Consider the following 24,617-nt stretch of genomic DNA (forward strand, 5'->3'; position numbering starts at 1 on the left):
CCGAGCGCGGGAGGACTCCGGCGAAGGTAGGTTGAGCCGGTGGACCTCGTGCGGAAGGCGCTCCTGCGGTGGCGGCGGCTCGCCGGTGGCGACTCGCCCTCGCCCGTCGCCCTGGCGAAGCGGGCCCGCACCGCGTTCCGGCTCGACGACGCGGGATGGCGCCGACTGGTCGGCGAGGCGGCCGACGGCGCCGCGGTCTGGTCCCGCGACGAGTGGCTGAGCCTGCCCGTGCGCGACCGCGTGGCCCTGCACGCCGCGTCCGTCGACGACCGTGACGCCGTCGAGCTCCTCGCCGAGTCCCGGACCGTCCACGGCCCGTCGTTCCTCGTCGACCGCGGCTCGCGTCACATCGACCTCGGTGAGCGGATCGACGCGCCCGACTGGCTCCTCGTCGCCCAGGAGCACGACCTCGTCGCCCGGCTCACCATCGAGGCGGCCGGGTCGTCGCCGGTGTACGTGGCGGGCACCTCCTTCGTCTCGGGGATCACGTTCGACCCTGCCGCCGACTCCGTCCGCATCGAGGCCACCACGAGCCGTGGCACGGTCGAGCCCGAGGTGTCGATGCGGCCCGATCCGGTGGCCGACGCCGAGAGTGGCGAGCGCTGGGCCGACCAGACCGACGCGTCCTGGTGGACGCGGCTCGACCTCGATCGCACCGAGCCGATCACCCTGGCCGTCACCATCACCGTCGACGGGCTGGTCCGCCGCAGCGAGATCACGATCCCTCCGCTCGACGACGGCGTCTGCACGGTCGCGATCGATGCCACCGAGGCGGGCGTGCGCGTCACCGCCGACGGGGTCGACCTGCGCGTCGCCGCCCTCACCCAGGGCTGGAGCACCGGTCGCTCGCCGCTCGACCTGGAGGCTGCATGCGAACGGTTCGGCGCCGTCGCCACGGTGCCGATCGGGCGGTACTCGGTCACGTCCGACGTCACCCTGGACCTCGCCGATCCCGAGGTGCTCCGCCTGCCGATGGCCGAGCGCGCGATCGACCTGGTCGACCTGCTCGTCACCCCGCGAGCGTGGTCGCCGGGCGAGGCGGACGTGTCGCTCGTCGTGCGGAACCCGATCCCCGTCGCCGACCGTGGCCGCCGGCGCCAGCGACTGCTCCTCGACGAGGTGCGCGAGCACGCCGGTCCGCTGCGCGAGCGCGCGATGGCGATGTGCTTCGGCGGCAGTGGGGCCGGTGACAGCGTCGCGCCGATCGCGCGCGGCCTGGTCCGCCGCGGCATCCCGGTCGACTGGTGCGTCACCGACCACTCGGTGACGGTGCCCGAGGGCGTCCGACCGGTGCTGCTGCACTCGCGCGAGTGGCACGAGGCGTTCACCCACGCGCGCTACCTGGTCAACAACGCCGAGTTCCCGCACTACGTGAGGTTCCGCGAGGGCCAGCGCTACCTGCAGACCTGGCACGGCACGCCGCTGAAGCGCATCGGCCGCGACATCACGGTCAACCGGCTCTCGGCCGGGTACACCGCGGCGATGGCGCGCGAGGCCGTGGCGTGGGAGGCGCTGCTGGCGCAGAACGCGTTCGCGGCCGGCGTCCTGCCGCCCGCGTTCGGGTTTACCGGGCGCACGATCGTCGAGGGGTACCCCCGCAACGACGCCCTCGTCCTCGACACGGACGGCGCCCTGCGCCGCCGCACGCGCGACGCGCTCGGCCTCCGCGACGAGCGCGTCGTGCTCTACGCGCCCACGTGGCGCGACGCCGCGCGGGGTGCCGGTGGCCGTCGCGCGTTCGTCTCCCACCTCGATGCGGCGCTCGTCCATGAGCGCACCGGCGCCACCGTGCTCGTCCGCAGCCATGCCAACGCCGCCGCCGGCCGCGGCCGCATCGCCGAGCCGGGCGTCGTCGACGTCACGGCCCACCCCGACATCACGGCACTGCTGGCCGCGGCCGACGTGCTGGTCACGGACTACTCCTCGGTGATGTTCGACTTCGCCGTGACGGAGCGGCTCCAGATGCTGCTCGTGCCGGACGCGGACGAGTACCTCGGGGATCGGGGCTTCTACTTCGACCTGCGCCAGACCCCGCCCGGTCCGGTCGTCACGTCCACCGACGAGGTGATCGACGTGCTGCTGGACGGCGACCGCTCGGGCGCCGATCGCACCGCGTTCCGTCAGCGGTTCGCGCCGCTGGACGACGGCCGGGCGGCCGACCGCGTGCTCGACGCGTGGCTGGGCCCGGTGTCAGGAGCCGAGTAGGCCCAGCAGGTAGCCGCCGTAGCCGCTCTTCACGAGCGGCCTGGCGAGCTCGGCCAGCTGGTCGTCGGTGAGCCAGCCCTGGCGCCAGGCGATCTCCTCGGGGCACGAGATCTTCAGTCCCTGCCGCTTCTCGATGGTGCGGACGAAGGCACCCGCGTCGGCGAGGTCGTCGAACGTGCCGGTGTCGAGCCAGGCGGTGCCGCGGGGGAGGACCTCGACCTGCAGGGTGCCCTCGTCGAGGTACGTGCGGTTCAGGTCGGTGATCTCGAGCTCGCCGCGCGCCGAGGGCGACAGGGCGCGGGCCCGCTCGACGACGGAGTTGTCGTAGAAGTACAGGCCGGGGACGGCGTAGTTGCTGCGCGGCTTCTCGGGCTTCTCCTCCAGGGAGATCGCGCGGCCGGACTCGTCGAACTCGACGACGCCGTAGGCCGCGGGGTCGGCCACGTGATAGCCGAAGACCGCTGCGCCCACGGTCTGGTCGAAGCGGTGCAGGTTGGTGCCGAGGCCCGCGCCGTAGAAGATGTTGTCGCCGAGCACGAGCGCCGATCCCTCGTCGCCGATGTGGTCGGCCCCGATCAGGAACGCCTGCGCGAGGCCGTCGGGGGACGGCTGCTGCGCGAAGGTGAGGTTGACCCCGAAGCGGGAGCCGTCACCGAGCAGCCGCTCGAACGCCGCCGCCTCGTGGGGCGTCGTGATGACGAGGATGTCGCGGATGCCCGTGGCCATGAGGGTCGACAGGGGGTAGTAGATCATCGGCTTGTCGTAGACCGGGACGAGCTGCTTGCTGACGCCGAGGGTGAGGGGATGCAGTCGCGATCCGGTGCCTCCGGCCAGAATGATGCCGCGCATGCGATGACCCTACTGTGATCTGCGTCGTCTGAGCCCGCGTTCGGAAACCTGCCGTTACGCTCACCCCATGCGTCGCTTGCTGGTCACCGGGGGTGCCGGGTTCATCGGATCCAACTTCGTGCGTCAGGTCGTGGACCGGACGGACGACCACGTCACGGTGCTCGACAAGCTCACGTACGCCGGCAGCCGTGCGTCGCTGGCCGGGCTTCCCGAGGACCGTGTCTCGCTCGTCGTCGGCGACGTCGCCGACACCGAGCTGGTCGACTCGCTCGTCGCCGAGCACGACACGGTCGTGCACTTCGCCGCCGAGTCGCACAACGACAACTCCCTGGTCGGCCCGCGACCGTTCCTCGACACCAACATCGTCGGCACGTTCGCCCTGCTCGAGGCGGCCCGGAAGCACGACGTCCGCTACCACCACATCTCGACCGACGAGGTCTACGGCGACCTCGAGCTGGACGACCCGGAGCGATTCACCGAGTCGACCCCGTACAACCCCTCGAGCCCGTACTCCTCCACGAAGGCCGGGTCCGACCTGCTCGTGCGGGCCTGGGTGAGGTCGTTCGGCGTCCGCGCGACGATCTCGAACTGCTCCAACAACTACGGTCCGTTCCAGCACGTCGAGAAGTTCATCCCGCGCCAGGTCACCGGCCTGATCGACGGGATCCGCCCGCGGCTGTACGGCGAGGGCCTCAACGTGCGCGACTGGATCCACGTCGACGACCACAACGACGCCGTGCTCACGATCCTCGAGTCGGGCCGCATCGGCGAGACCTACCTGATCGGGGCCGACGGCGAGAGATCGAACCGCGAGGTCGTCGAGGCGCTGCTGGAGCTGTTCGGCCGCGCGCCCGACGACTTCGACCACGTGACCGACCGCGCCGGGCACGACCTGCGGTACGCGATCGACTCCACCAAGCTGCGCACCGAGCTGGGCTGGCAGCCGGGCTACCCGGACTTCTCGGCCGGTCTCGAGGCCACGGTGCGCTGGTACCGCGAGCATGAGGACTGGTGGCGCCCGGCGAAGGCCGCCACCGAGGCGAAGTACGCCGCGCTGGGCCAGTGAGGGAGACCTGATGAGGATCGAGACGACCCCCGTCCCCGGACTGCTCGTCGTCCACCTCGACGTGCACGGCGACAACCGTGGCTGGTTCAAGGAGAACTGGCAGCGCGAGAAGATGGTCGCCGCCGGGCTGCCCGACTTCGGTCCCGTCCAGCAGAACATCTCGTTCAACGCCACCGCGGGCACGATCCGCGGCGTCCACGCCGAGCCGTGGGACAAGTACGTCTCCGTGGCGGCGGGCCGCGCGTTCGGCGCGTGGGTCGACCTGCGTGAGGGCGACGCGTTCGGGACGACCTTCTGGACCGAGCTCGACCCGCAGACGGCCGTCTTCGTGCCGCGCGGCGTCGCCAACTCGTTCCAGGTGCTCGAGGACGGCACGGCCTACACGTACCTGGTCAACGACCACTGGTCGGCCGACGCGGTCTACGCCAACGTGAACCTGCTCGACCCGGCCCTGGCGATCCCGTGGCCGCTCCCCGTCGCCGAGATGTCCGACAAGGACCGCGCCCACCCCGTCCTGGCCGACGTCGAGCCGATGGCACCGCGCCGCACGGTCGTGATCGGCGCCGGCGGCCAGCTCGGCAAGGCGCTGCAGCAGGCGCTGCCGGGCGCCGAGTTCCACGACTTCCCCGAGGTCGACCTGTCCCGGCCCGAGACGCTCGACGCGATCGACTGGACCGGCGTCGGCACCCTGATCAACGCCGCCGCGTACACGAACGTCGACGGCGCCGAGACGCCCGAGGGCCGGCGGCTGTGCTGGGCGATCAACGTCACCGGGGTGGCGGCGATGGCCCGCATCGCGATCGAGCACGGCCTGACGTTCGTCAACGTCTCCAGCGACTACGTCTTCGACGGCACCGTCGAGGAGCACGAGGTCGACGAGCCGGTCTCGCCGCTGGGCGTCTACGGCCAGACGAAGGCGGCCACCGAGGCCGTCACGTCGGTCGTGCCGAGGAACTACCTCGTGCGCACGAGCTGGGTCGTGGGCGAGGGCGCGAACTTCGTCGACACGATGCGCCGCCTGGCCCGCGACGGCGTCTCACCGTCCGTCGTCGACGACCAGTTCGGCCGGCTCACTCCCGCCGCGGTCCTCGCCGAGGGGATCGTCGGCCTGCTCCGGTCGGGCGCGCCGTACGGGATCCACCACGTCACCGGCACCGGCCCGGTCGAGTCGTGGGCCGACATCGCCCGCCGCGTGTTCGCCGAGGAGGGCCGCGACCCCGCCGACGTCACCGGCGTCACCACCGAGGCCTACCTCGCCGGCCGCACCGCCGCCCCCCGGCCGCGCCACTCGGCGCTCCGGCTGGGGTGACGTTTCCCCCGCAACGCGGTGGGAAACCACGCATGGTCCGCGGGTTAGGGTGGCCGGCGTGGCCCGCACGCTGACCCCGCTCGATCCCGCCGAGTTCGCCGAGGTCTGCGCCCGCATCGACGCGGGCACCGCCGAGCGCGCCGACCTCAAGGCCGCCACCAAGCACCTGCTCGCCCTGCTGCAGCGCAAGGCGCCCGGGCACAGCGTCGAGGTCCGCATCCCGCCGTTCGCCGCGATCCAGTGCATCGCGGGGGCCAGCCACACCCGCGGCACCCCGCCGGCGGTCGTCGAGACCGACCCCGAGACGTGGATCGCGCTCGCCCGGGGCCGGCTCGCATGGTCCGATGCGACGGTGCGCGCGAGTGGCGAGCGGTCGGACCTGTCGCCGTTGCTGCCGCTGGTCGACGCCTCGGGTCGGTAGGATCCGGCGCATGCGTCTTCGTCTCCTGGCCCTGCTCGCCCTCCTCGCCCCGGTCCTCGTCGCCTGCGGTGGTGACGACGGCGGCGGCTCCGACGCCGCCTCCGACGAGACGTGCAGCTACGTCAAGGACGGCGACGCCGCCAAGGAGGCGAAGCTGCCGCCGTCGGAGCCCACCTCCGCCGAGACGCTGACGGTCGCGACGAACCGCGGCGACATCAAGCTCACGCTCACGCCCGACGCGGTGCCGTGCACCGTCAACTCTTTCGTCTCGCTCGCCGAGCAGGGCTACTTCGACGACACCAAGTGCCACCGCCTCGTGCCGGGCTTCGTGCTGCAGTGCGGCGACCCGGCCGCGACGGGCGCCGGCGGACCGGGCTACCGGTTCGACGACGAGCTGACCGGCGACGAGACGTACCCGGCCGGCACCCTCGCGATGGCCAACGCGGGCCCGGACACCAACGGATCGCAGTTCTTCATCGTCCTGGCCGACGCCGAGCTCCCGCCGAGCTACACCGTCTTCGGCAAGGTCGACGAGGCCGGACTGGCCGTCGCCCGCGCGATCGAGAAGGACGGCAACGGCCCGGACGGGGTGGCCCCCGCCAAGGACGTCGTCATCGAGTCCGTCTCCTGAGCGCTCAGACCTGGCGGCCGTCGGCCCAGTAGGGCTTGCGCAGGTCGCGCTTGAGGATCTTGCCCGAGGGGTTCCGCGGGAGCATCTCCACGACGTCGATCGTCCGCGGCACCTTGTAGTGCGTCATGTGCTCGCGTGCCCAGTCGATGATCTCGGCCTCGGTGGCCTCGGCGCCGGGGCGCAGCGCGACGACGGCCTTGACCGACTCGCCCCACGTGGGGTCGGGGACGCCGATGATCGCCACCTCCAGCAGGTCGGGGTGCTCGGACAGGACGCGCTCGACCTCGGGGGAGTACACGTTCTCGCCGCCGGTGATGATCATGTCCTTGATCCGGTCCTCGACGTAGACGTAGCCGTCCTCGTCGATCCGGCCGATGTCTCCCGTGCGCATCCACCCGTCGCCGGCGCGGATCTCGGCCGTGGCCTCCGGGCGGTCGTGGTAGCCGGGGGTGGCCTGCTCGGTGCGGAACCACAGCTCGCCGGCCTGCCCGGCGGGCACGTCCTGCAGGGTCGCGGGGTCGACGACGCGGGCCTCGACCCCGGGGATGGTCCTGCCGGCCGAGAGCAGCCGCTCGGGGTGCTCGAGGTCGCGGTGCTCGGCGTCGTGGAGCATCGTCACGACGCCGCAGAACTCGGTGAGGCCGTAGACCTGGTAGAACCGCGTCTGCGGCCAGTGCTTCTGCGCGCCCCGCAGGATCGTCTGCGGCATCGGCGCCGCCCCGTACGAGAACCCGCGCAGCCCGCTGAACAGCTTCATGGCCTCGTCGCCGGCCTGCAGCAGCATGGCGACCACCGCCGGCACGAGGAAGGCGTGCGTGACGCCGGACATCATCGCGCCGGCCAGGGCGCTCGGCTCGACCTCGCGGATGATGTGGCCCGGCACCCGGTTCTTGATGCCGAACATCGCGTAGGACGTGCCGCCGACGTGGAACATCGGCATCGCGATGAGCATCTTCGCGCCCTCGCCGTACTCGATCCCGGCGTCGGCGTTCGCGGTGTGCGCGACCAGGTTGCGCTGGGTCAGCAGCACGCCCTTCGGCCGTCCCGTCGTGCCGGAGCTGTACATGATGACGACCGGGTCGTCGGCGCTCACCTGCTCGGACTGGTCCAGCGGCTCGCCGGCCGCCTGCCAGGCCTCGAACTCGTCGCTCTCGCCGCCCATCACCACGATCTTCTCGACGGTGGTGAGCCGGTCGCGGATGACGTCGACCTGCTCGAGCAGCTCGTGACCGACGAAGAGGATCTTGGCGCCGGAGTCGTTGATCGTGAAGTCGAGCTCGTCGCCGGCGAGCCGCCAGTTGACGATCGCGGTGGCCGCGCCGACGAGGCTGGCGCCGAGCACGAGCTGCAGGATGGCCGGGTTGTTCTTGTCGACGACGGCGATGTGGTCGCCGTGGCCGATCCCGTCGGCAGTGAGGGCGCCCGCCGTGCGCCGGACCGACTCCCACGCCTGGCTCCACGTCCACTCGCGGCCCTCGTAGATCCACCCGGTCTCATCGGGCGCGACGTCTGCTGCGGTGCGGGCATGGTCGGCGATGAAGACGGCGTCGGTCATGGGCTCTCCTGGAGGACGGCACGGGCACGGGCTTGTGATGTGGCTCACACGCTAGCGCCCGGCGACAAGGAGCGGAAGACTTCCAGTCAGCCGTGACTGTTTCTTCCCGCGTCCGGGTTTCCCGGGCCGGTCATCGCGCGGGTGTGCGGCCGCTAGACTGGCGGCGTGCCCCGCGGAGATGGTCTCCTGACCCACGAGCTCGACCCCGCTGACGCCGGACCCCAGGACGCCTGCGGCGTCTTCGGTGTCTGGGCCCCCGGCGAGGAAGTCGCCAAGCTGACGTACTTCGGCCTCTACGCCCTGCAGCACCGCGGGCAGGAGTCGGCCGGCATCGCCGTGAGCAACGGCCGCCAGATCCTGGTCTACAAGGACATGGGCCTGGTGTCGCAGGTGTTCGACGAGGCCACCCTGGAGTCCCTCCAGGGCGAGATCGCCATCGGCCACGCCCGATACTCCACGACCGGCGCGAGCGTCTGGCAGAACGCGCAGCCCACGTTCCGCCCCACGGCGCAGGGTTCGGTGGCCCTCGGCCACAACGGCAACCTCACCAACACCCACGAGCTGGTGCAGCTGCTGCTCGAGCGCACCGCCGACGACCCGAAGTCGGCCCACGCCGAGACCGCCACCACCGACACGTCCGTGATGGCGTCCCTGCTGTCGTCCTACCGCGACCGCTCGGTCGAGGACGCCGCGATGGAGGTCCTGCCGAAGCTGCGGGGTGCCTTCTCCCTCGTCTTCATGGACGAGTCCACGCTCTATGCGGCGCGCGACCCCCAGGGCGTCCGCCCGCTCGTGCTCGGCCGGCTCGAGCGGGGCTGGGTCGTCGCCAGCGAGACCGCCGCCCTCGACATCGTGGGCGCCTCGTACATCCGCGAGATCGAGCCGGGCGAGTTCGTCGCCATCGACGAGAACGGCCTGCGGACCAGCCGGTTCGCCGAGGCGGCGCCGAAGGGCTGCATCTTCGAGTACGTCTACCTGGCCCGTCCCGACACCACGATCAACGACCAGCGCGTCTTCAGCGTCCGCGAGCGCATCGGTCGCAAGCTGGCGCGCACCGCTCCGGTCGAGGCCGACCTGGTCATCCCGGTCCCGGAGTCGGGCACGCCCGCGGCGATCGGCTACGCCGAGGAGAGCGGCATCCCGTTCGGCCACGGCCTGGTCAAGAACGCCTACGTCGGCCGCACGTTCATCCAGCCGTCGCAGACGATCCGCCAGCTGGGCATTCGGCTCAAGCTCAACCCGCTCCGCGACGTGATCGCCGGCAAGCGCCTGGTGGTGGTGGACGACTCGATCGTGCGCGGCAACACCCAGCGCGCCCTCGTGCGCATGCTGCGCGAGTTCGGTGCCGCCGAGATCCACGTGCGCATCTCCAGTCCGCCGATCAAGTGGCCCTGCTTCTACGGCATCGACTTCGCGACCCGTGCTGAGCTGATCGCGACCGGCCTCTCGGTCGACGAGATCCGCCGGTCGATCGGCGCCGACACGCTGTCCTACGTCGAGCTGGACGACCTCATCGAGGCCACCAACGTCCCGGGCGACAACATGTGCCGGGCGTGCTTCGACGGCGTGTACCCCATCGAGCTGCCCGATGACGACCTCATCGGCAAGCACCTGTTGGAGCTGCCGGCCAACGGAACCGAGCCCCTGAAGGTGATCCAGTGACCTCCTACGCCTCCGCCGGAGTCTCGATCGAGGAGGGCGACCGCGCCGTCGACCTCATGAAGCAGTGGGTCGCGAAGGCGACCCGGCCGGAGGTCGTCGGCGGCATCGGCGGCTTCGCCGGACTGTTCGACGCCTCGGCGCTCAAGAGCTACACGCGCCCGCTGCTGGCCACCAGTGCCGACGGGGTCGGCACGAAGGTCGCCATCGCGCAGGCGATGGACCGCCACGACACGATCGGCTTCGACCTGGTCGGCATGCTCGTCGACGACCTGGTGGTCTGCGGTGCCGAGCCGCTGTTCCTCACCGACTACATCGCCTGCGGCAAGGTCGTGCCGGAGCGGATCGCCGACATCGTCAAGGGCATCGCGGCGGCGTGCGTCGAGACCGGCACCGCCCTGCTGGGCGGCGAGACCGCCGAGCACCCCGGACTGCTGGGCGTCGACGAGTACGACGTCGCCGGCTCCACCACGGGCGTCGTCGAGGCCGACCGCCTGCTGGGCGCCGACCTGGTCCGCGACGGCGACGTTGTGATCGCCATGGCCTCCTCGGGCCTGCACTCCAACGGCTACTCGCTCGTGCGCCACGTCTTCTTCGACATCGCCGGCTGGCAGCTCGACCGCGAGGTCCCCGAGTTCGGACACACGCTGGGCGAGGAGCTGCTGACGCCCACCCGGCTCTACACGAAGCCGTGCCTGGCGCTGGCCGACGGCGTCGAGGTCCACGCGATGTCGCACATCACCGGCGGCGGCCTGGCGGCCAACCTCGAGCGGGTCCTGCCCGACACGGTCTCGGTCCGCCTCGATCGCTCGTCGTGGACCCCGGCCCCGGTCTTCTCCCTCGTCGGCGAGCTGGGCGGCGTCGCCCAGGCCGACCTCGACCAGGCCCTCAACATGGGCGTGGGCATGGTCGCGGTGGTGGCCCAGGAGGCCGCCGATGCGGCGGTCGCGCTGCTCGGGTCGCACGGCGTCGACGCCTGGATCGCCGGAGAGGTCGGCGCGGCCGACCAGTACGCAGCGGGCGGTTGCGTCACTCTCGGCTGACGATATTGGCTGCGATCACGGTTCGGGCACGCGCCGAACCGGGGGTCGTGCATGCGTTCTGGGAACGTTTGGGTACGCTGGGGAGCACGACATACTGGACCACTGAGTGCGAGGGGGTCGAGCCCATGGGCCGCGGCCGTGCGAAAGCGAAGCAGACCAAGGTCGCTCGCGATCTCAAGTACCGGACATTGGACACTGATTTCAATGATCTGGCCCGAGAACTTCACGGAGAGTCCGGTGACCCAATCCCGGACCAGTACGTGGATCTCGCCAAGGAGCTGGGGGGACCTGCCGCCAGCTGAGCGGCCGGTCGATGTTCTCTCCACGGCTGAGCCGTGGGACCCACGTAACGCAGGACCCGCGGGGCACGTCCGTGCCCCGCGGGTTCTTGGTGTCCGCTCGCGCGGTGTCGGTCGCCGCTCAGCGTGAGAGCTTGCTGGGCCACCAGAACCAGCGCCCGCACAGCGAGACGATGGCCGGCGTCGCGACGCCGCGCACCAGCACGGTGTCCAGCAGCACGCCGAAGCCGACGACCACGCCCAGCTGCGCGAGCAGCACCAGCGGCAGGACGCCGAGCACCGTGAACACCGCGGCCAGCAGCACGCCGGCGCTGGTGATCACGCCGCCGGTGACGGCCAGGGCCGTGACGATCGACTTCGTCGGGTCGCCCGTGCGGCGCATCTCCTCGCGGGCTCGCGCCGTCAGGAAGATGTTGTAGTCAACGCCCAGGGCGACCAGGAAGATGAAGGCCAGCAGCGGCGTGCTGACGTCCATCGCCGACCAGCCCAGCAGGTGGTCGAACAGCAGCCAGCCCACGCCGAGCGCGGAGAAGTACGACAGCACCGTCGTGGCGCAGAGCACGACGGCGGCGACGACCGAGCGCAGCAGGATGAGCAGCATCAGCAGCACGATCGCCAGGACGATCGGGATCACGCGGCCCCGGTCGTCGGTGGCGGTCTGGGCCTCGTCGAGCGCCTGGGCGTCGGGCCCGCCGACGAGGGCGTCCGGGTCGGCGTCGCTCACGGCGGCGCGCAGGTCCTCGACGGCCGTCAGGGCCCGGTCGCTCTCGGGGGCCACGGACAGCACGACCTGCACCTCCGCCAGGTCCTCCGCCGCGCCGGCGGGGCGCGCGCTCTCGACGCCGTCGACCCCGTTCGCCGCCTCCGTGACGGCCTCGACCTTGTCGGGAGAGGTGGCGATGACGGTGGGCGCCGAGATGCCGGCGGGGAACGTCTTGCCCAGCGTCTCCTGGGCGGTGATCGACTCGGGTGTGTCCAGGAACTGCTCGCTCTGGCCGAGGCCCGTGGTGAGGCCGATCGTGCCGGCGGCCATGGCGCCGAGGATCGCCAGGGCGCCGATCGTGGTGGGCCAGGGCTTGTCGGTCACGGTCTTGCCGACGCGGTACCACCAGCCCTTCTCCGAGGGGTCGGCGTCGCCGTTGCGCGGCACGAACGGCCAGAACAGCCAGCGGCCGGGCAGCACCATCGCCGAGGGCAGCACCAGCAGCGCGAACGCGACGGCCACGACGATGCCGATCGCCCCGGCCAGGCCGATGCCGCTGACGAAGGGCGAGTCGGCGATCAGCAGCGAGAGCAGGGCCAGGATCACGGTGCCCGAGCTGGACAGGATCGCCGGCGCGGCCCCGCCGACGGCGGTCTGCATCGCCTCGTGGCGGGACTCGTGGCGGCGCAGCTCCTCGCGGTAGCGGGCGATCAGCAGCAGGGCGTAGTTGGTGCCCGCGCCGAACACCAGCACCGAGGTGATGCCGGTGATGGATCCGTCGATGCCGAAGTCGAAGGCGCCCGAGAAGCCCTCCAGGGTGCGGGCGGCCACGCGGTCGCCGATGCCGATGACGGTCAGCGGCACGAGCCACAGCCACGGGCTGCGGTAGGTGATGATCAGCAGCAGCGCGACGACCGCCGCGGTGACGGCCAGCAGGCGCACGTCGGCGCCGTCGAAGACCTTGCCGAGGTCGGCCTGCACGGCGGGGGCGCCGGTGACCTCCGAGCGGAGGCCGTCGGGGAGGTCGGTCTTCGCGAGCTGGCGGATGTCCTCGACCAGCGCGGAGTTCTCGTCGGACTCCAGCCTGGTCTCGACGGGGATGGCCACGATCGCCGCGGCCCCGTCCTCGGACGGCACTGGGGGACTGGCCTGCAGGTCGAGCTCGGTGGAGATCGCCTCGGAGCGCGCGCCGAGGGCCTTGAGGTCCTCGGGCGTCAGGCCCCCCTCGCGGGAGTACACGACGATCGCGGGCGACTCGTCCGCCTCGGGCAGCTCCTTGAGCAGCTCGGCTGCGCGGGCCGACTCGGCCGAGTCGGGCAGGTTCGATCCGGCGGACGATCCCGTGGTCGGCTCCGGCGCGAACGCCATGATCAGGCCGGCGACGACCAGCCCGAGCAGGACGACGACGATCGAGCGGCGCGGGCCGACGAGACGGGCGAGGGGGAAGGACCGATGGTCGATGGACTCCACGCGTAGAAGGTTAGACTGTCTAGCGAAATTCCATCTGCCGGGTCACGGCACGAGGATCTGCCCCAGCCGACCGATCTCGCGGATCCGCTGCTCGGCCTGACGGTCGGCGGCCTCGGCGGTGGTGATGCCCTCGGCGGCCGCGCGCTCGAGCACGGCGAGGGTCGTGTCGAAGATGCCGGTGGCGCGTGCCTTCGCCCGGTCGAACGAGAATCCGCTGGGGTCGAGCTCGTCGGCCACCTGGATCACGCCGCCGGAGTTCACGCAGTAGTCCGGGGCGTAGACGATGCCGCGGTCGGAGACCAGCTTGCCGATGCCGTCGTGCGCCAGCTGGTTGTTGGCGGCACCCGCGACGACCTTGGCGGTCAGCAACTCGACGCTCGTCTCGTCGAGCGCTCCGCCCAGGGCGCACGGCGCGTAGACGTCGAGGTCGGCGGCGATCAGCGCCTCGGTCGACTCGGCCACCTCGATCGACGGGTGCTGCCCGACCAGGCGTGCCACCGCGTCGGAGTCGATGTCGGTGACGACGACGCGGGCGTCCTCCTCGACGAGGTGCGCCGTGAGGTGCCGGCCGACCTTGCCGACGCCGGCGATCCCGACGCGCCTGCCCGCGAGCGAGGTGTCGCCCCACGTGTACTGGGCCGCGGCCCGCATTCCCTGGTAGACGCCGAAGGCGGTGAGGACGCTCGAGTCGCCGGCGCCTCCGTGGTCGACGGTGCGCCCGGTGACGTAGTCGCACTCACGGGCGACGACGTCCATGTCGGCGGAGTACGTGCCCACGTCGCAGGCGGTGAAGTAGCGCCCGTTCAGCGTCTGGACGAAGCGTCCGTAGGCGCGCAGCAGGGCCTCGGACTTGTCGGTGCGCGGGTCGCCGATGATGACGGCCTTGCCGCCGCCGAGATCGAGTCCGGCGAGGGCGTTCTTGTAGGCCATGCCCTGGCTGAGGTTGAGCACGTCCGCGAGCGCATCGGCCTCGCTGGCGTAGGGGAAGAACCGCGTGCCGCCGAGGCCGGGACCGAGGGCGGTGGAGTACAGGGCGATGATCGCCCGCAGTCCGGAGGCCTCGTCGTGGCAGAAGACGACTTGCTCGTGGTGGGTGCCGAAGCTGCTGGGCGTGCTCATGCTTCCTCTTCCTGGGCTGGCGGGGGTGGTGCCGACCGGTCGGTGGTGGGTCGCGGCCGGGGGTGGTGGTCGCTGTGACCCACGCTACTCGTGAACGTCGCCGGCGGCGGCACGACGGGCGAGCTCGCGGTCCATCCGTCGGAAGAACGGCGCCGTCGCCCGCGTGACCACGCCGGGCAGCAACGCCATCGAGGCCTCGCCGGCCACCCCGAACGCGCTGGTGACCCTCGACGGCCGCGAGACCACGGCGCGCTCGATCCAGCGTGCTGCCTGGTCGGGGCTCATCATCCGCATCGCCCGGTAGATCTCGGTGCCGCCGGACATGGGCGTGCGCACCATCGGGAAGTGGACGACGGAGGTCGTGATCCCGGCGTGCCCCAGCTCGGCCGAGAGGGAGCGGACGTACGACTCCAGGGCGCTCTTGCTGGCGAGGTAGGCCGAGAACAGGGGGATCGGCACCTGGGTCGAGAGCGTCGAGCTGACGACGACGTGACCCCCGCCCTGCGCGAGCATCGACGGCAGCAGCAGGTGGACGAGCCGGACGGCCGCGAAGTAGTTGATCGCCATGACGCGCTCGTGGTCGTGCAGGCGGTCGAGCGACTCGGCGATGGGCCGGCGGATCGAGCGCGCCGCGTTGCTGAGCAGCACGTCGACGCGCCCGTGCGCGGCGAGGACCTCGGCCACCGTCCGTCGCGTGGCCGCCTCGTCCGTGAGGTCGACGGGGTACGCGTCCGCGCGGCCTCCGTCGGCTCGGATCCCGGCCGCGACGGACTCGAGCTCGTCGGCGCGGCGGGCCAGCAGGCACACCGTCGCGCCACGGGCGGCCAGTCGTCGCGCGGCGGCGGCGCCGATGCCGCTCGAGGAACCGGTGACCACGATGACCTGCCCGGCCGGATCGATGCCCATGGGGTGTGATCGTAGTCACAGGGACGACGTATCGTGGGTCCGTGCTCGCCGACCTCCTCGACCCGATGAAGAACCCGCTGACGTACGCGGTGCCGTTCTTCCTGCTGAGCATCGCGATCGAGGTGGCGGCGCTGCGCTGGCTCGACCACGACGACAACGTCACGGGCTACGCGCTCAAGGACGCCCGCACCTCGATCTCGATGGGCCTCGGGTCGATCGTGTTCCTCACGACGTTCAAGGTCATCACGTTCTTCGCGTTCGTCTTCGTGTTCGCGCACTTCGCGCTGTTCGAGCTGCCCACCTCGGCCTGGTGGTACTGGCCGGCGCTGATCATCGGGCTCGACTTCTGCTACTACTGGCACCACCGCTTCAGCCACCGCGTGCGCATCGGCTGGGCCGGCCACCAGGCCCACCACTCCAGCGAGTTCATGAACTTCGGCACCGCCCTGCGGCAGAAGTGGAATCCCTGGTTCGAGTTCTTCTTCTGGCTGCCGTTGCCGCTGCTGGGCTTCGCGCCGTGGACGCTGTTCGCGGCCTTCGCGATCAACCTGATCTACCAGTTCTTCGTGCACACCGAGATGGTCGGCCGGCTGCCCCGCCCGATCGAGCTCGTCTTCAACACGCCGTCGCACCATCGGGTGCACCACGGGTCGGACCCGGAGTACCTCGACAAGAACTACGGCGGCATCCTCATCGTCTGGGACCGGCTCTTCGGCACCTTCCAGCCCGAGCTGCGCCGGCCGCGCTACGGGTTGACCCACCCCGTGGAGACGTACAACCTGCTCACCCTGCAGTACGGCGACTACCGGAAGATGGTCGCCGACGTCCGATCGGCGGCGACCTGGCGCGACAGGCTGGGCTATGTGCTGGGGCCCCCGGGCTGGAAGCCGGACGGATCGATCGACCGCGGCCGTACGGAGGCCGGCACGGGCTGAGCCTCGTCGTGGCGAGGGGCGCGACCGGCCTTCCCCTCGTAGGGTGAGGCCTGTCGCCGACACGCAACCGAGAGGATCCGACGATGGCCAAGAGCAACGTCGAGAAGAAGCTCCGCGAGACGATCGCCACGATCAACGACCTGCGCGGTGAGGTGAAGAAGGTCCGCAAGGCGGCTGAGAAGGCCGCGGCCCAGCAGTTCGACAAGGCCACCAAGTCGTCCTCGTCCGAGTTGAAGAAGCTGCGTGATGAGCTGGCCCAGGTGCGTGACACCACGGCGAAGCAGATCGCCGACCTGACCGCGATGGTCGCCCGGCTCGCGCCCGACCTCGTCAAGCCCGGCGGCTCGACCCCGTCGGCCGCGCCGAGCGAGGCGCCCGTCGGGTCCCCGCACGGCGACCCGCTCGGCACGTCCGCGGCGAAGACCACGCCCGCGGCGAAGAAGGCCACGGCCACCCGGGCGCCCGCGAAGAAGGCTCCCGCGAAGAGGGCACCCGTGAAGAAGGCCACGCCGCCGGCCCCGGCCGCCGCAGCCGACGACACGCTCTCGTTCGCGGGCGAGGCACTGGCCGCGTCGGAGGCCAACGGACCGGTCGATCCCGAGATTCCCGGCACCGCCCCCACGGCCGAGGTGACCCCGGTCGGCACGACGGCGAAGAAGGCCGGCACGGCGAAGAAGGCTTCGGCGAAGAAGTCGAGTCCGGCCAAGAAGACCAGCGCGGCGAAGAAGTCGAGCCCGGCGAAGAAGGCCTCCGCGGCCTCCTCGACGTCGGCGACGAAGTCCGCTCCCGCCACGAAGACGACGGCGAAGAAGGCGGCCACCAAGAAGGCGGCCACCAAGAAGGCGACGACGAAGAAGGCCGCCGCGAAGAAGGCGCCGAGCGCGACGCCGGGCGCACCGGACACGAAGTCCGAGACCCCGTCGGCGGGCCAGAAGACGACCGCGCGCAAGGCGACGTCCGCCTCGACGAGCGCGGCGGCGACGCCGAAGGCCACGCCGCAGAGCTCGGCCGACGCGAGCACCCCGCAGTCGGACTGAGCCGGGCGGTCGCCCAGGTCACGACGGTCGGCGGTGCACCTTCCACTGCGCGGCCTGGGCGACCGGCTTGATCACCATCAGGTCGATGTCGACGTGCGCGGGGCGCGTCGCGACCCAGCAGATCGCGTCGGCGATGTCCTCCGCCACGAGCGGCTCGTCCACGCCCGCGTAGACGGCCTCGGCGCGGGCCGAGTCGCCGTCGAACCGGGTGAGGCTGAACTCCTCGGTCTTGACCATGCCGGGCGAGATCTCGGTGATCCGCACGGGCTGGCCGTTCAGCTCCAGCCGCAGGGTCTCGGTGACGGCGGCCAGGGCGTGCTTGGCCGCGGTGTAGCCGCCCCCGCCCTCGTACACGACGCGGCCGGCCGTCGAGCCGACGTTGATGATCGTGCCGGCGCCGGAGGCGACCAGCGCGGGCGCGAGGGCCTTCGTCACGGCCACCGTGCCCAGCACGTTGACCTCGTACATCCAGCGCCAGTCGTCCAGGTCGGCGGCGGCCACGTCGGCCATGCCCTTGGCGCCGCCGGCGTTGTTGACCAGCAGATCGAGCCGGTCGCCGACGGCCTCGGCCAGGCGCGCGACGTCGTCGGCGTCGGTGATGTCGCAGGTCAGCGCGATCGCGCCGATCTCCTCGGCGAGCCGCTCGATGCGGTCGCGACGGCGGGCGACGGCGAGGACGGTGTATCCGGCGGCCGAGAGGGCGCGGGCCGTGGCCTCGCCGATCCCGCTGCTGGCTCCGGTGACGACTGCGGTGGGCATGGGCACAGCGTGCCAGAATGGATCTCATGGCTGCTCGAGGGATCCATCGTGTCGCGATGCTCTCGGCTCACACCTCCCCGCTGGACCAGCCCGGCACGGGCGATGCCGGGGGCATGAACGTCTACGTCATCGAGCTCTCGCGCCGATTGGCCGCGCGGGGCATCGAGGTCGAGGTGTTCACGCGCGCCACGTCCCGGCACCTGCCTCCGGTCGTGGAGGCCGGCGACGGCATCCGCGTGCACCACGTCGCGGCCGGACCGTTCGAGGGCCTCACCAAGGGCGACCTGCCGAGCCAGCTGTGCGCGTTCGTGCGCGACGTCCTGCGGGTCGAGGCGTGGCACGAGCCCGGCTACTTCGACCTCGTCCACTCGCACTACTGGCTCTCGGGCCAGGTGGGCACGGTCCTGCGCGAGCGCTGGGGCGTGCCGCTGGTGCACTCGATGCACACGATGGCCAAGGTCAAGAACGCCGCGCTCGCACTCGGCGACCGTCCCGAGCCCGTCGGCCGGGTCGCGGGCGAGGAGGAGATCGTGCGGTTCGCCGACCGCCTCATCGCCAACACCGCCGAGGAGCGCCGCGAGCTGATCGACCTGTACGACGCCGACCCGCTCGGGGTCGAGGTCGTCCACCCCGGCGTCGACCTCGACGTCTTCAGCGGCTCCGAACCCGACGACGAGCCGCCCCTGATCGTGTTCGCGGGCCGCATCCAGCCGCTCAAGGCGCCCGACGTGGTGCTGGAGGCGTCCGCCCTGCTCGACGTGCCGCACCGGGTGGCCGTCATCGGCGGCCCGTCCGGCAGCGGCCTCGACCGGCCCACCGAGCTGACCGACCTCGCCGAGCGGCTCGGCATCGCCGACCGGGTCGAGTTCGTCCCCACCGTCAGTCAGGCAGAGCTCGCCGGCTGGTACTCGAGGGCCGCCGTGGTGTGCGTGCCCTCGTACAACGAGTCGTTCGGCCTCGTCGCGATCGAGGCCCAGGCCTGTGGCACGCCGGTCGTCGCCGCGGCCGTCGGCGGCCTCACCACCGCGGTGGCCGACGGCGTCACCGGCACCCTCGTCGACGGTCACGACCCGGCCGACTACGCCGCGGCGATCCGGCCGTACCTGACCGATCCCGCGTTCCGCCGAGATGCCGGCGCGAAGGCCGTCCGCCATGCTGAGTCCTTCGGCTGGGACGCCACCGCCGAACGCACGCTCGACGTCTATGCCGCGGCGCTGCGGGACCGTGAGGCGGCGCAGGAGGAGGCAGGATGACCGACGTTCGCGACGTGATCGTCGCAGCACTCGACGAGGCCGGACACGAGTACGTCCGGCACGGTGGCGACGTGTTCGAGGTTGAGCTGCCCGGCGAGCGCAAGCTCAAGACCGCGTGTCGGCTCGAGGTCGGCAGGCACGCGCTGGGGGTGCACGCGTTCGTCGCCCGGCACCCCGACGAGAACCACGAGGCCGTCTACCGCTGGCTGCTGGAGCGCAACCTCAAGCTCTACGGCGTCGCGTTCGCCGTCGACTCGGCGGGCGACATCTACCTCGACGGCCGGATGCCGCTGGAGGCCGTGACGGCGCAGGAGCTCGACCGGGTGCTCGGCGCGGTGCTGTCGTACGCCGACGAGTCGTTCAACACGATCCTCGAGCTCGGCTTCGCCAGCAGCATCCGCAAGGAGTGGCGCTGGCGCGAGTCGCGGGGCGAGTCCACGCGCAACCTCGACGCATTCCGCCACCTGCGTCCCACCGATTGAGCAGCTTCCCCGTACCCCGACGGCCCCAGGAGGCCCCGCATGCCCCGCTTCTTCCCGCTCGGAACGAGCCGGTTGCACGAGACCATGGAGGTCCACCCCGACCTGATGGCGTTCCCTCACCTGGGCTACTTCCACTCGAGCTCGCAGATGGTCGACGTGGTGGCGTTCCTCCAGGGCGAGCGCGACCTGTCGCCCGAGCAGGCGCGGTACTTCTTCCGCAAGGACCAGACACCGCACAACCGCTTCGACCCGACGCTGTGGTCCGACGAGCCGCAGGCGGCGTTCGACACCGCCCGCGCCGCTTTCGGCGAGGCCGATCGCGTGATCATCGAGATCTGCAGCCCGCAGAGCTACCGGTGGGGTGACCTGCACGTCCAGGGGAACCCGAACCACTACCGCGACGCCCCGTATGCGGAGGTCTGGCGCGAGGGCTACTACGCGACGTACGACCCGTCCGCCGGTGTCACGGTCTTCGACGACACGGAGAGCGTGTCGGCGAACGTGCGCGCCTTGGCATCGACGCTGGGTCGCTCGGGCAAGGAGCTGACCGTGCTGGGCCACCTCGTCGACCCGGGCAATCCCAACGCCACCCGCGTCGCGAACAACCGCGCGGTGGAGGCGGCGGCAGCGGACAGCGCCGACCTCGGCGTGCGGTACTTCGACGCCTCGCCGTTCGTGGCCGAGCACGGCTTCCGGGTGCTGGACAACGGCACGGTCGACATCCACCACCTGCCCCACGCCGCCTACCCCTCGCTGTTCGACGCGCTGACGGGGACGTCGAACTAGCCGGCACCTCGACCTTCAGGTCGTCCGGAGGTCGTGACCTATGCTCGGCTCATGGGAACCGACGGACCACGCGTGCTGGCGATCGGCAGTTGTCGGGTGTTCCGGCCGCTGCGCAAGCTCGCGGCGGACGACCACCTGACGCTGGTCAACGCAGCTGCCCACGAGTCGTGGTTCACCCACACCAGCGCCGCTGCCGTGCAGTACCTGGATGTCGTCCAGGGGAGGCGGGAGATCCCGCACGAGCTACGTGGTGCGGTGATGGAGAGCCCGTTCACGGAGTGGGCGGACGACATGAGCGTGGAGCTGCCGGCCGCCGACGTGGTCGTGGTCGAGGTCTCGTCGATGAAGCGACACGTCGTCGACGGCTTCCACCTCAACGCCCACAAGGTCTACGGGATCGCGAACGAGGGCGGGTTCGACTACCGGCGAGTCGTCCACGGAGACACCGGCGAGCTGCCGGACGACCACCGGCTCAAGCAGATGACGGTCACGCCGACGTCTCTGGCCGAGACCGTCGCGGACGTCCAGCGCATCGAGCAGCTGACGGGTGTCCCGGTCGTGCTCGTCGACCATCTGCACGCGTTGACCGACGGTGGGGTGGTGCTGGCCGGGCGTGAGGAGCTCGCAGCCCAGCTGCGCGACGCAGCCGCCGAGACGGGGGCGACGTTCCACTCGACCCGTCCGCTGATCGAGGAGCACGGGCAGGACATCGCCCTGCTCGACGTGAACCATTACCGCGACGAGTTCGAGATCACCGCCGGGAAGTCGCTCCTGACGACGATCGAGAGCGCCGCCCAGGTGTCGTCCGGCTCCGCCTCCGGTCGTCCGGGTCCGCAGGACTGACCGGCGCGGGGTCGTCACGTAGCGTGGTGGCCGTGAAAGCCATCGTGTTCGCGGACGTCGTGGACGCCTGGTCGTACGTGGGGGCGGTGCGCTTCGAGCGCGCGGCCGCGCTCTACACGATCCTCACCGGCGAGCCGATCGAGGTCGCCTACCGCGCGGCGGCGTTCGACGCCGTGTCCGAGGCCGGAGACGTGGCCGCGGCCGCCCGGATCACCGGCATCGACCTCAACGTCGACGAGGTCGTCCCGGCCGACTCCACCGATGCGTGGCGGCTGCTGACGTGGGCCGAGGAGTCCGGCGCCGACGTGCAGCGCGAGCTGCTGCACCAGCTCTGGCGCGCGCACTTCCTCGAGGGCACGGACGTCTCCGACGCCTTCGTGCTGGCCAGCCGTGCAGCGCTCGTGGGACTCGACCTCGAGACCGCCGACGCCCTGCTGGCCAGCGACGAGATGCGCGCCGAGGTCGAGCAGCAGCGCGACACCGCCGCGGCCATCGGTGCGACGTCCTCGCCGTTCGTGGTCGTCGACGCCCGCTACACGCTCGCCGGCGTCCACTCCCAGGACGACTACCTGAGGGCCCTGCAGTCGATCGCGGCCCAGCACTAGGGTGGTCGCCATGAGCACTCTGGTCCTGCTGCGCCACGGGCACAGCGAGTGGAACGCCCGCAACCTCTTCACCGGCTGGGTCGACGTCGACCTAAACGAGCAGGGCGTCGAGGAGGCGCTTCGCGCCCCGGCCCTGCTGCGCGACGCCGGCATCCTCCCGGACGTCTCGCACACCTCGCTGCTGCGCCGCGCGATCCGGACGGCCGAGATCACCCTCAACGGCATCGATCGGCACTGGATCCCCGTGAAGCGCAGCTGGCGGCTCAACGAGCGCCACTACGGCGCCCTGCAGGGCAAGGACAAGAAGGCCACCCTCGAGGAGTTCGGCGAGGAGCAGTTCATGACGTGGCGCCGGTCGTACTCGACGCCGCCGCCTGCGCTCGACGACGCGTCGGAGTTCAGCCAGGTGGGCGACGCCCGCTACGCCGAGCTGCCCAGCGAGCTGATGCCGCGCACCGAATGCCTGGCCGACGTGCTCGACCGGATGCTGCCGTACTGGTACGACCAGATCGTGCCCGACCTGCGCGACGGCAAAACGGTGCTCGTGACGGCCCACGGCAACTCGCTGCGTGCGCTGGTCAAGCACCTCGACGGGCTGGGCGAGGACGAGGTCGTCGGCCTCAACATCCCCACCGGCATCCCGCTGGCCTACGACCTCGACGACGACCTCAAGCCGACCCAGCGCGGTGGCCGCTACCTCGACCCCGCGGCCGCCGAGGCCGCCATCGCCGCCGTCGCCAACCAGGGCCGCTGAGGCAACGCTGGCAGTGACGTTCGCGGGGTCGACACGCCGTGACGGACCCCCGGAACGTCACTCCCAGCGCTTCCTGCGGATCAGGCGTACTTGTAGCCGAGCCCGCGCACGGTGGTGAGGACCGTCGGATGGGCCGGGTCCGCCTCGATCTTGGCGCGCAGCCGCTTGACGTGGACGTCGAGCGTCTTGGTGTCGCCGACGTAGTCCGAGCCCCACACGCGGTCGATCAGCTGACCGCGGGTCAGGACCCGACCCGAGTTGCGCAGGAAGAACTCGAGCAGCTCGAACTCCTTCAGCGGCAGCTTGACCTCCCGGCCGTCGACCGCGACCAGGTGGCGGTCGACGTCCATGCGCACGGCACCGACCTCGATCACACCGTCCTCGTCGACCTCCTCGGGGGCGCCTCGGCGCAGGACCGCCCGGATCCGCGCCACGAGCTCGCGCGGCGAGTACGGCTTGGTGACGTAGTCGTCGGCGCCCAGCTCGAGGCCGACGACCTTGTCGACCTCGGTGTCCTTCGCGCTGACCATGATGATCGGCACCGAGGACGTCTGGCGGATCGTGCGGCACACCTCGGTGCCGGACAGGCCCGGCAGCATGAGGTCGAGCAGGATGATGTCGGCGCCGCCGCGCTCGAACGCGGTCAGGGCGTCCGGACCGGTCTCGGCCACCGCGACGTCGTACCCCTCCTTCCGCAGGACGTACGACAGGGCCTCGCTGTAGCTGGCCTCGTCCTCGACGATCAGGACCTTGGTCACTCGTGCTCTCCTTCATCGACGTCCCGCGCCGGCAGCACCAGCGTGAAGGACGATCCGAGGCCCGGTTCGCTCCAGACCTCGACGGTGCCGCCGTTGCTGGCGGCGACGTGCTTGACGATCGACAGCCCCAGGCCGGTGCCCCCGGTCGCGCGGGCGCGCGCGGGGTCGACCCGGTAGAACCGCTCGAAGATGCGCTCCTGCTCCTCGGGGGCGATGCCCACCCCGCGGTCGGAGACGGTGATGCGGACGTCCTCGCCGTCGGCGGACGCCGCGACGGCTACGGCCGAGCCCGGCGGGCTGTACGTCACGGCGTTCTCGACGAGGTTGCTGACGGCGGCGTGCAGCTGGGCGCGGTCGCCGCGCAGGTGCAGGCCGGGCGCGACGTCCTGGGTGATCTTGATGTCCTTGGCCTCGGCGTCGGTGTGCGAGTGCTCGACCGCCTCGGCGACGAGGTCGCCGACGGTGACGACGCCCGCATCGGCGCTGGCGACGTCGGCCTGCAGGCGCGACAGGTCGATGATCTGCTGGACGAGGCGGGTGAGCCGCTCGCCCTCGGTCTGCATGCGCGCGGCGAACCGCTCGACCGCCTCGGGATCGTCGCGCGCCTCGCCGACGGCCTCGGCCAACAGGCTGATCGCGCCGATCGGGGTCTTGAGCTCGTGGCTCACGTTGGCCACGAAGTCGCGGCGCAGCGCCTCGACCCGCTGCTCGGTGGTGCGGTCCTCGACCAGCGCGAGCATCAGCCCGTGGGACAGCGGAGCGACCCGGGCGCGCACGTAGACCGGCGGACGGCGGCGGATCCGGATCTCGAACTCGGCCTCTCGGACCTCGCCGTCACGACGCACCCGGCGCACCAGCTCGAGGAGCTCGGCGCTGCGCAGCTGGTCGTCGTCGGTGACCAGGCCGAGGCCGATCGCGGCGGCGGAGGCGCGCAGCACGCGCTCCTGCTGGTCCATCACGAGGGCGGACGACCGCAGCACGGACAGGACGGTGGAGATGTCGGGCGGGACGGCAGGACCCGGCGACGGGGGCACGGCGTCCTGGGAGCGCTCGGAGAACCACCAGACGTACGTGATGAGCGCGCCGAGCACGACGCCGACTGCGCCGGCCAGGATCCAGGAGACCTCCACGTGGTCGATCGTAGGCCGCTGCGTGCCTGCGACCCGCATC

Annotated in this window: 24 protein-coding genes; 16 read left to right on the top strand and 8 right to left on the bottom strand. The window is 71.4% G+C overall.

Going from position 1 to position 24,617, the window contains the following annotated elements:
- The first annotated feature begins 39 nt into the window (after window positions 1-39).
- On the top strand, window positions 40-2,205 hold the full coding sequence (locus tag AFL01nite_RS04620; RefSeq protein WP_146826010.1) for a CDP-glycerol glycerophosphotransferase family protein: 2,166 nt from the start codon (window positions 40-42) through the stop codon (window positions 2,203-2,205).
- On the opposite strand, the gene rfbA is transcribed toward AFL01nite_RS04620, so the two are convergent.
- On the bottom strand, window positions 2,191-3,054 hold the full coding sequence (gene rfbA / locus AFL01nite_RS04625) for a glucose-1-phosphate thymidylyltransferase RfbA (RefSeq protein WP_146826011.1): 864 nt from the start codon (window positions 3,052-3,054) through the stop codon (window positions 2,191-2,193). The genes AFL01nite_RS04620 and rfbA overlap by 15 nt on opposite strands.
- 67 nt (window positions 3,055-3,121) lie before the next feature.
- On the opposite strand from rfbA, the gene rfbB reads away from it, so the two are divergent.
- Genes rfbB through AFL01nite_RS04645 form a run of 4 tightly spaced genes read left to right on the top strand, consistent with a single transcriptional unit; the run spans window position 3,122 to window position 6,481 of the window.
- On the top strand, window positions 3,122-4,120 hold the full coding sequence (gene rfbB, locus AFL01nite_RS04630) for a dTDP-glucose 4,6-dehydratase (protein ID WP_146826012.1): 999 nt from the start codon (window positions 3,122-3,124) through the stop codon (window positions 4,118-4,120).
- A gap of 10 nt (window positions 4,121-4,130) precedes the next feature.
- Complete coding sequence (locus AFL01nite_RS04635) at window positions 4,131-5,429, top strand: sugar nucleotide-binding protein (protein ID WP_146826013.1); 1,299 nt, start codon at window positions 4,131-4,133, stop codon at window positions 5,427-5,429.
- A 58-nt stretch (window positions 5,430-5,487) separates the two neighbouring features.
- On the top strand, window positions 5,488-5,850 hold the full coding sequence (locus AFL01nite_RS04640) for a sterol carrier family protein (protein ID WP_186813811.1): 363 nt from the start codon (window positions 5,488-5,490) through the stop codon (window positions 5,848-5,850).
- A gap of 10 nt (window positions 5,851-5,860) precedes the next feature.
- Window positions 5,861-6,481 carry a peptidylprolyl isomerase gene (locus tag AFL01nite_RS04645; protein ID WP_146826014.1) on the top strand — a complete coding sequence of 207 codons (621 nt, stop codon included), beginning with the start codon at window positions 5,861-5,863 and terminating at the stop codon, window positions 6,479-6,481.
- 4 nt (window positions 6,482-6,485) lie between these two features.
- Here the strand turns inward: AFL01nite_RS04645 and AFL01nite_RS04650 are convergent, their stop codons facing one another.
- Window positions 6,486-8,036, bottom strand: coding sequence for a long-chain-fatty-acid--CoA ligase (locus AFL01nite_RS04650; RefSeq protein WP_146826015.1), 1,551 nt, complete (start codon window positions 8,034-8,036; stop codon window positions 6,486-6,488).
- A gap of 165 nt (window positions 8,037-8,201) precedes the next feature.
- Here AFL01nite_RS04650 and purF point away from each other — a divergent pair, with 165 nt between their 5' ends.
- The 3 genes from purF to AFL01nite_RS04665 all read left to right on the top strand — a co-directional run bounded on the left by purF (window position 8,202) and on the right by AFL01nite_RS04665 (window position 11,040).
- Window positions 8,202-9,698, top strand: a complete 1,497-nt coding sequence (gene purF / locus AFL01nite_RS04655) for an amidophosphoribosyltransferase (protein ID WP_146826016.1) — start codon at window positions 8,202-8,204, stop codon at window positions 9,696-9,698.
- Window positions 9,695-10,738, top strand: coding sequence for a phosphoribosylformylglycinamidine cyclo-ligase (gene purM, locus AFL01nite_RS04660; RefSeq protein ID WP_146826017.1), 1,044 nt, complete (start codon window positions 9,695-9,697; stop codon window positions 10,736-10,738). The genes purF and purM overlap by 4 nt, the downstream gene beginning before the upstream one ends.
- Window positions 10,739-10,863: 125 nt before the next feature.
- Window positions 10,864-11,040, top strand: coding sequence for a DUF3073 domain-containing protein (locus AFL01nite_RS04665; RefSeq protein ID WP_146826240.1), 177 nt, complete (start codon window positions 10,864-10,866; stop codon window positions 11,038-11,040).
- Window positions 11,041-11,158: 118 nt separating this feature from the next.
- On the opposite strand, the gene AFL01nite_RS04670 is transcribed toward AFL01nite_RS04665, so the two are convergent.
- The 3 genes from AFL01nite_RS04670 to AFL01nite_RS04680 form a co-directional block, all read right to left on the bottom strand.
- A complete protein-coding gene (locus AFL01nite_RS04670) occupies window positions 11,159-13,210 on the bottom strand; it encodes an MMPL family transporter (RefSeq protein ID WP_146826018.1) in 2,052 nt (683 codons plus the stop codon).
- A 42-nt stretch (window positions 13,211-13,252) separates the two neighbouring features.
- Window positions 13,253-14,329 carry a Glu/Leu/Phe/Val dehydrogenase dimerization domain-containing protein gene (locus AFL01nite_RS04675; protein WP_146826019.1) on the bottom strand — a complete coding sequence of 359 codons (1,077 nt, stop codon included), beginning with the start codon at window positions 14,327-14,329 and terminating at the stop codon, window positions 13,253-13,255.
- An 84-nt stretch (window positions 14,330-14,413) separates the two neighbouring features.
- Window positions 14,414-15,235 (bottom strand): SDR family NAD(P)-dependent oxidoreductase, encoded by an 822-nt coding sequence (locus AFL01nite_RS04680; RefSeq protein ID WP_222593392.1) that lies wholly within the window; start codon window positions 15,233-15,235, stop codon window positions 14,414-14,416.
- Window positions 15,236-15,276: 41 nt separating this feature from the next.
- Between AFL01nite_RS04680 and AFL01nite_RS04685 the strand changes: the two genes are divergently transcribed.
- Complete coding sequence (locus AFL01nite_RS04685; RefSeq protein ID WP_246119583.1) at window positions 15,277-16,170, top strand: sterol desaturase family protein; 894 nt, start codon at window positions 15,277-15,279, stop codon at window positions 16,168-16,170.
- An 83-nt stretch (window positions 16,171-16,253) separates the two neighbouring features.
- Window positions 16,254-17,207: a hypothetical protein gene (locus tag AFL01nite_RS04690; RefSeq protein WP_146826020.1), complete on the top strand. Its 954-nt coding sequence runs from the start codon at window positions 16,254-16,256 to the stop codon at window positions 17,205-17,207.
- Between the two features lie 18 nt (window positions 17,208-17,225).
- Here the strand turns inward: AFL01nite_RS04690 and AFL01nite_RS04695 are convergent, their stop codons facing one another.
- The gene (locus AFL01nite_RS04695) at window positions 17,226-17,966 is read right to left on the bottom strand and encodes an SDR family NAD(P)-dependent oxidoreductase (protein WP_146826021.1); all 741 of its coding nucleotides are present in this window, start codon (window positions 17,964-17,966) and stop codon (window positions 17,226-17,228) included.
- Between the two features lie 26 nt (window positions 17,967-17,992).
- On the opposite strand from AFL01nite_RS04695, the gene mshA reads away from it, so the two are divergent.
- Genes mshA through AFL01nite_RS04725 form a run of 6 tightly spaced genes read left to right on the top strand, consistent with a single transcriptional unit; the run spans window position 17,993 to window position 22,689 of the window.
- Complete coding sequence (gene mshA / locus AFL01nite_RS04700; RefSeq protein ID WP_186813812.1) at window positions 17,993-19,219, top strand: D-inositol-3-phosphate glycosyltransferase; 1,227 nt, start codon at window positions 17,993-17,995, stop codon at window positions 19,217-19,219.
- Window positions 19,216-19,701 (top strand): type III secretion system chaperone family protein, encoded by a 486-nt coding sequence (locus tag AFL01nite_RS04705; RefSeq protein WP_146826022.1) that lies wholly within the window; start codon window positions 19,216-19,218, stop codon window positions 19,699-19,701. The genes mshA and AFL01nite_RS04705 overlap by 4 nt, the downstream gene beginning before the upstream one ends.
- Before the next feature lie 39 nt (window positions 19,702-19,740).
- On the top strand, window positions 19,741-20,487 hold the full coding sequence (locus AFL01nite_RS04710) for a hypothetical protein (RefSeq protein ID WP_146826023.1): 747 nt from the start codon (window positions 19,741-19,743) through the stop codon (window positions 20,485-20,487).
- 51 nt (window positions 20,488-20,538) lie between these two features.
- Entirely contained in the window at window positions 20,539-21,330 is a 792-nt protein-coding gene (locus AFL01nite_RS04715; protein ID WP_146826024.1) for a DUF362 domain-containing protein, read from the top strand.
- Between the two features lie 32 nt (window positions 21,331-21,362).
- Window positions 21,363-21,935, top strand: a complete 573-nt coding sequence (locus AFL01nite_RS04720) for a DsbA family oxidoreductase (protein ID WP_186813813.1) — start codon at window positions 21,363-21,365, stop codon at window positions 21,933-21,935.
- Window positions 21,936-21,945: 10 nt separating this feature from the next.
- Window positions 21,946-22,689, top strand: coding sequence for a phosphoglyceromutase (locus AFL01nite_RS04725; RefSeq protein ID WP_146826026.1), 744 nt, complete (start codon window positions 21,946-21,948; stop codon window positions 22,687-22,689).
- An 80-nt stretch (window positions 22,690-22,769) separates the two neighbouring features.
- Here AFL01nite_RS04725 and AFL01nite_RS04730 read toward each other — a convergent pair whose 3' ends face one another.
- Entirely contained in the window at window positions 22,770-23,447 is a 678-nt protein-coding gene (locus AFL01nite_RS04730; RefSeq protein ID WP_146826027.1) for a response regulator, read from the bottom strand.
- A complete protein-coding gene (locus AFL01nite_RS04735; RefSeq protein WP_246119584.1) occupies window positions 23,444-24,577 on the bottom strand; it encodes a sensor histidine kinase in 1,134 nt (377 codons plus the stop codon). The genes AFL01nite_RS04730 and AFL01nite_RS04735 overlap by 4 nt, the downstream gene beginning before the upstream one ends.
- Between the last annotated feature and the right edge of the window lie 40 nt (window positions 24,578-24,617).

Origin of the sequence: Aeromicrobium flavum (assembly GCF_007992115.1) — a bacterium.
In the GTDB taxonomy this organism is placed as follows: Bacteria; Actinomycetota; Actinomycetes; order Propionibacteriales; family Nocardioidaceae; genus Aeromicrobium; species Aeromicrobium flavum.

What these genes read in the sequence shown, in the direction of transcription:
- rfbA (WP_146826011.1), bottom strand. Translation starts at nt 3,054, where the DNA reads ATGCGCGGCATCATTCTGGCCGGAGGCACCGGATCGCGACTGCATCCC.
- rfbB (WP_146826012.1), top strand. Translation starts at nt 3,122, where the DNA reads ATGCGTCGCTTGCTGGTCACCGGGGGTGCCGGGTTCATCGGATCCAAC.
- AFL01nite_RS04635 (WP_146826013.1), top strand. Translation starts at nt 4,131, where the DNA reads ATGAGGATCGAGACGACCCCCGTCCCCGGACTGCTCGTCGTCCACCTC.
- AFL01nite_RS04645 (WP_146826014.1), top strand. Translation starts at nt 5,861, where the DNA reads ATGCGTCTTCGTCTCCTGGCCCTGCTCGCCCTCCTCGCCCCGGTCCTC.
- AFL01nite_RS04650 (WP_146826015.1), bottom strand. Translation starts at nt 8,036, where the DNA reads ATGACCGACGCCGTCTTCATCGCCGACCATGCCCGCACCGCAGCAGAC.
- AFL01nite_RS04665 (WP_146826240.1), top strand. Translation starts at nt 10,864, where the DNA reads ATGGGCCGCGGCCGTGCGAAAGCGAAGCAGACCAAGGTCGCTCGCGAT.
- AFL01nite_RS04675 (WP_146826019.1), bottom strand. Translation starts at nt 14,329, where the DNA reads ATGAGCACGCCCAGCAGCTTCGGCACCCACCACGAGCAAGTCGTCTTC.
- AFL01nite_RS04680 (WP_222593392.1), bottom strand. Translation starts at nt 15,235, where the DNA reads ATGGGCATCGATCCGGCCGGGCAGGTCATCGTGGTCACCGGTTCCTCG.
- AFL01nite_RS04690 (WP_146826020.1), top strand. Translation starts at nt 16,254, where the DNA reads ATGGCCAAGAGCAACGTCGAGAAGAAGCTCCGCGAGACGATCGCCACG.
- AFL01nite_RS04695 (WP_146826021.1), bottom strand. Translation starts at nt 17,966, where the DNA reads ATGCCCACCGCAGTCGTCACCGGAGCCAGCAGCGGGATCGGCGAGGCC.
- mshA (WP_186813812.1), top strand. Translation starts at nt 17,993, where the DNA reads ATGGCTGCTCGAGGGATCCATCGTGTCGCGATGCTCTCGGCTCACACC.
- AFL01nite_RS04705 (WP_146826022.1), top strand. Translation starts at nt 19,216, where the DNA reads ATGACCGACGTTCGCGACGTGATCGTCGCAGCACTCGACGAGGCCGGA.
- AFL01nite_RS04710 (WP_146826023.1), top strand. Translation starts at nt 19,741, where the DNA reads ATGCCCCGCTTCTTCCCGCTCGGAACGAGCCGGTTGCACGAGACCATG.
- AFL01nite_RS04715 (WP_146826024.1), top strand. Translation starts at nt 20,539, where the DNA reads ATGGGAACCGACGGACCACGCGTGCTGGCGATCGGCAGTTGTCGGGTG.
- AFL01nite_RS04725 (WP_146826026.1), top strand. Translation starts at nt 21,946, where the DNA reads ATGAGCACTCTGGTCCTGCTGCGCCACGGGCACAGCGAGTGGAACGCC.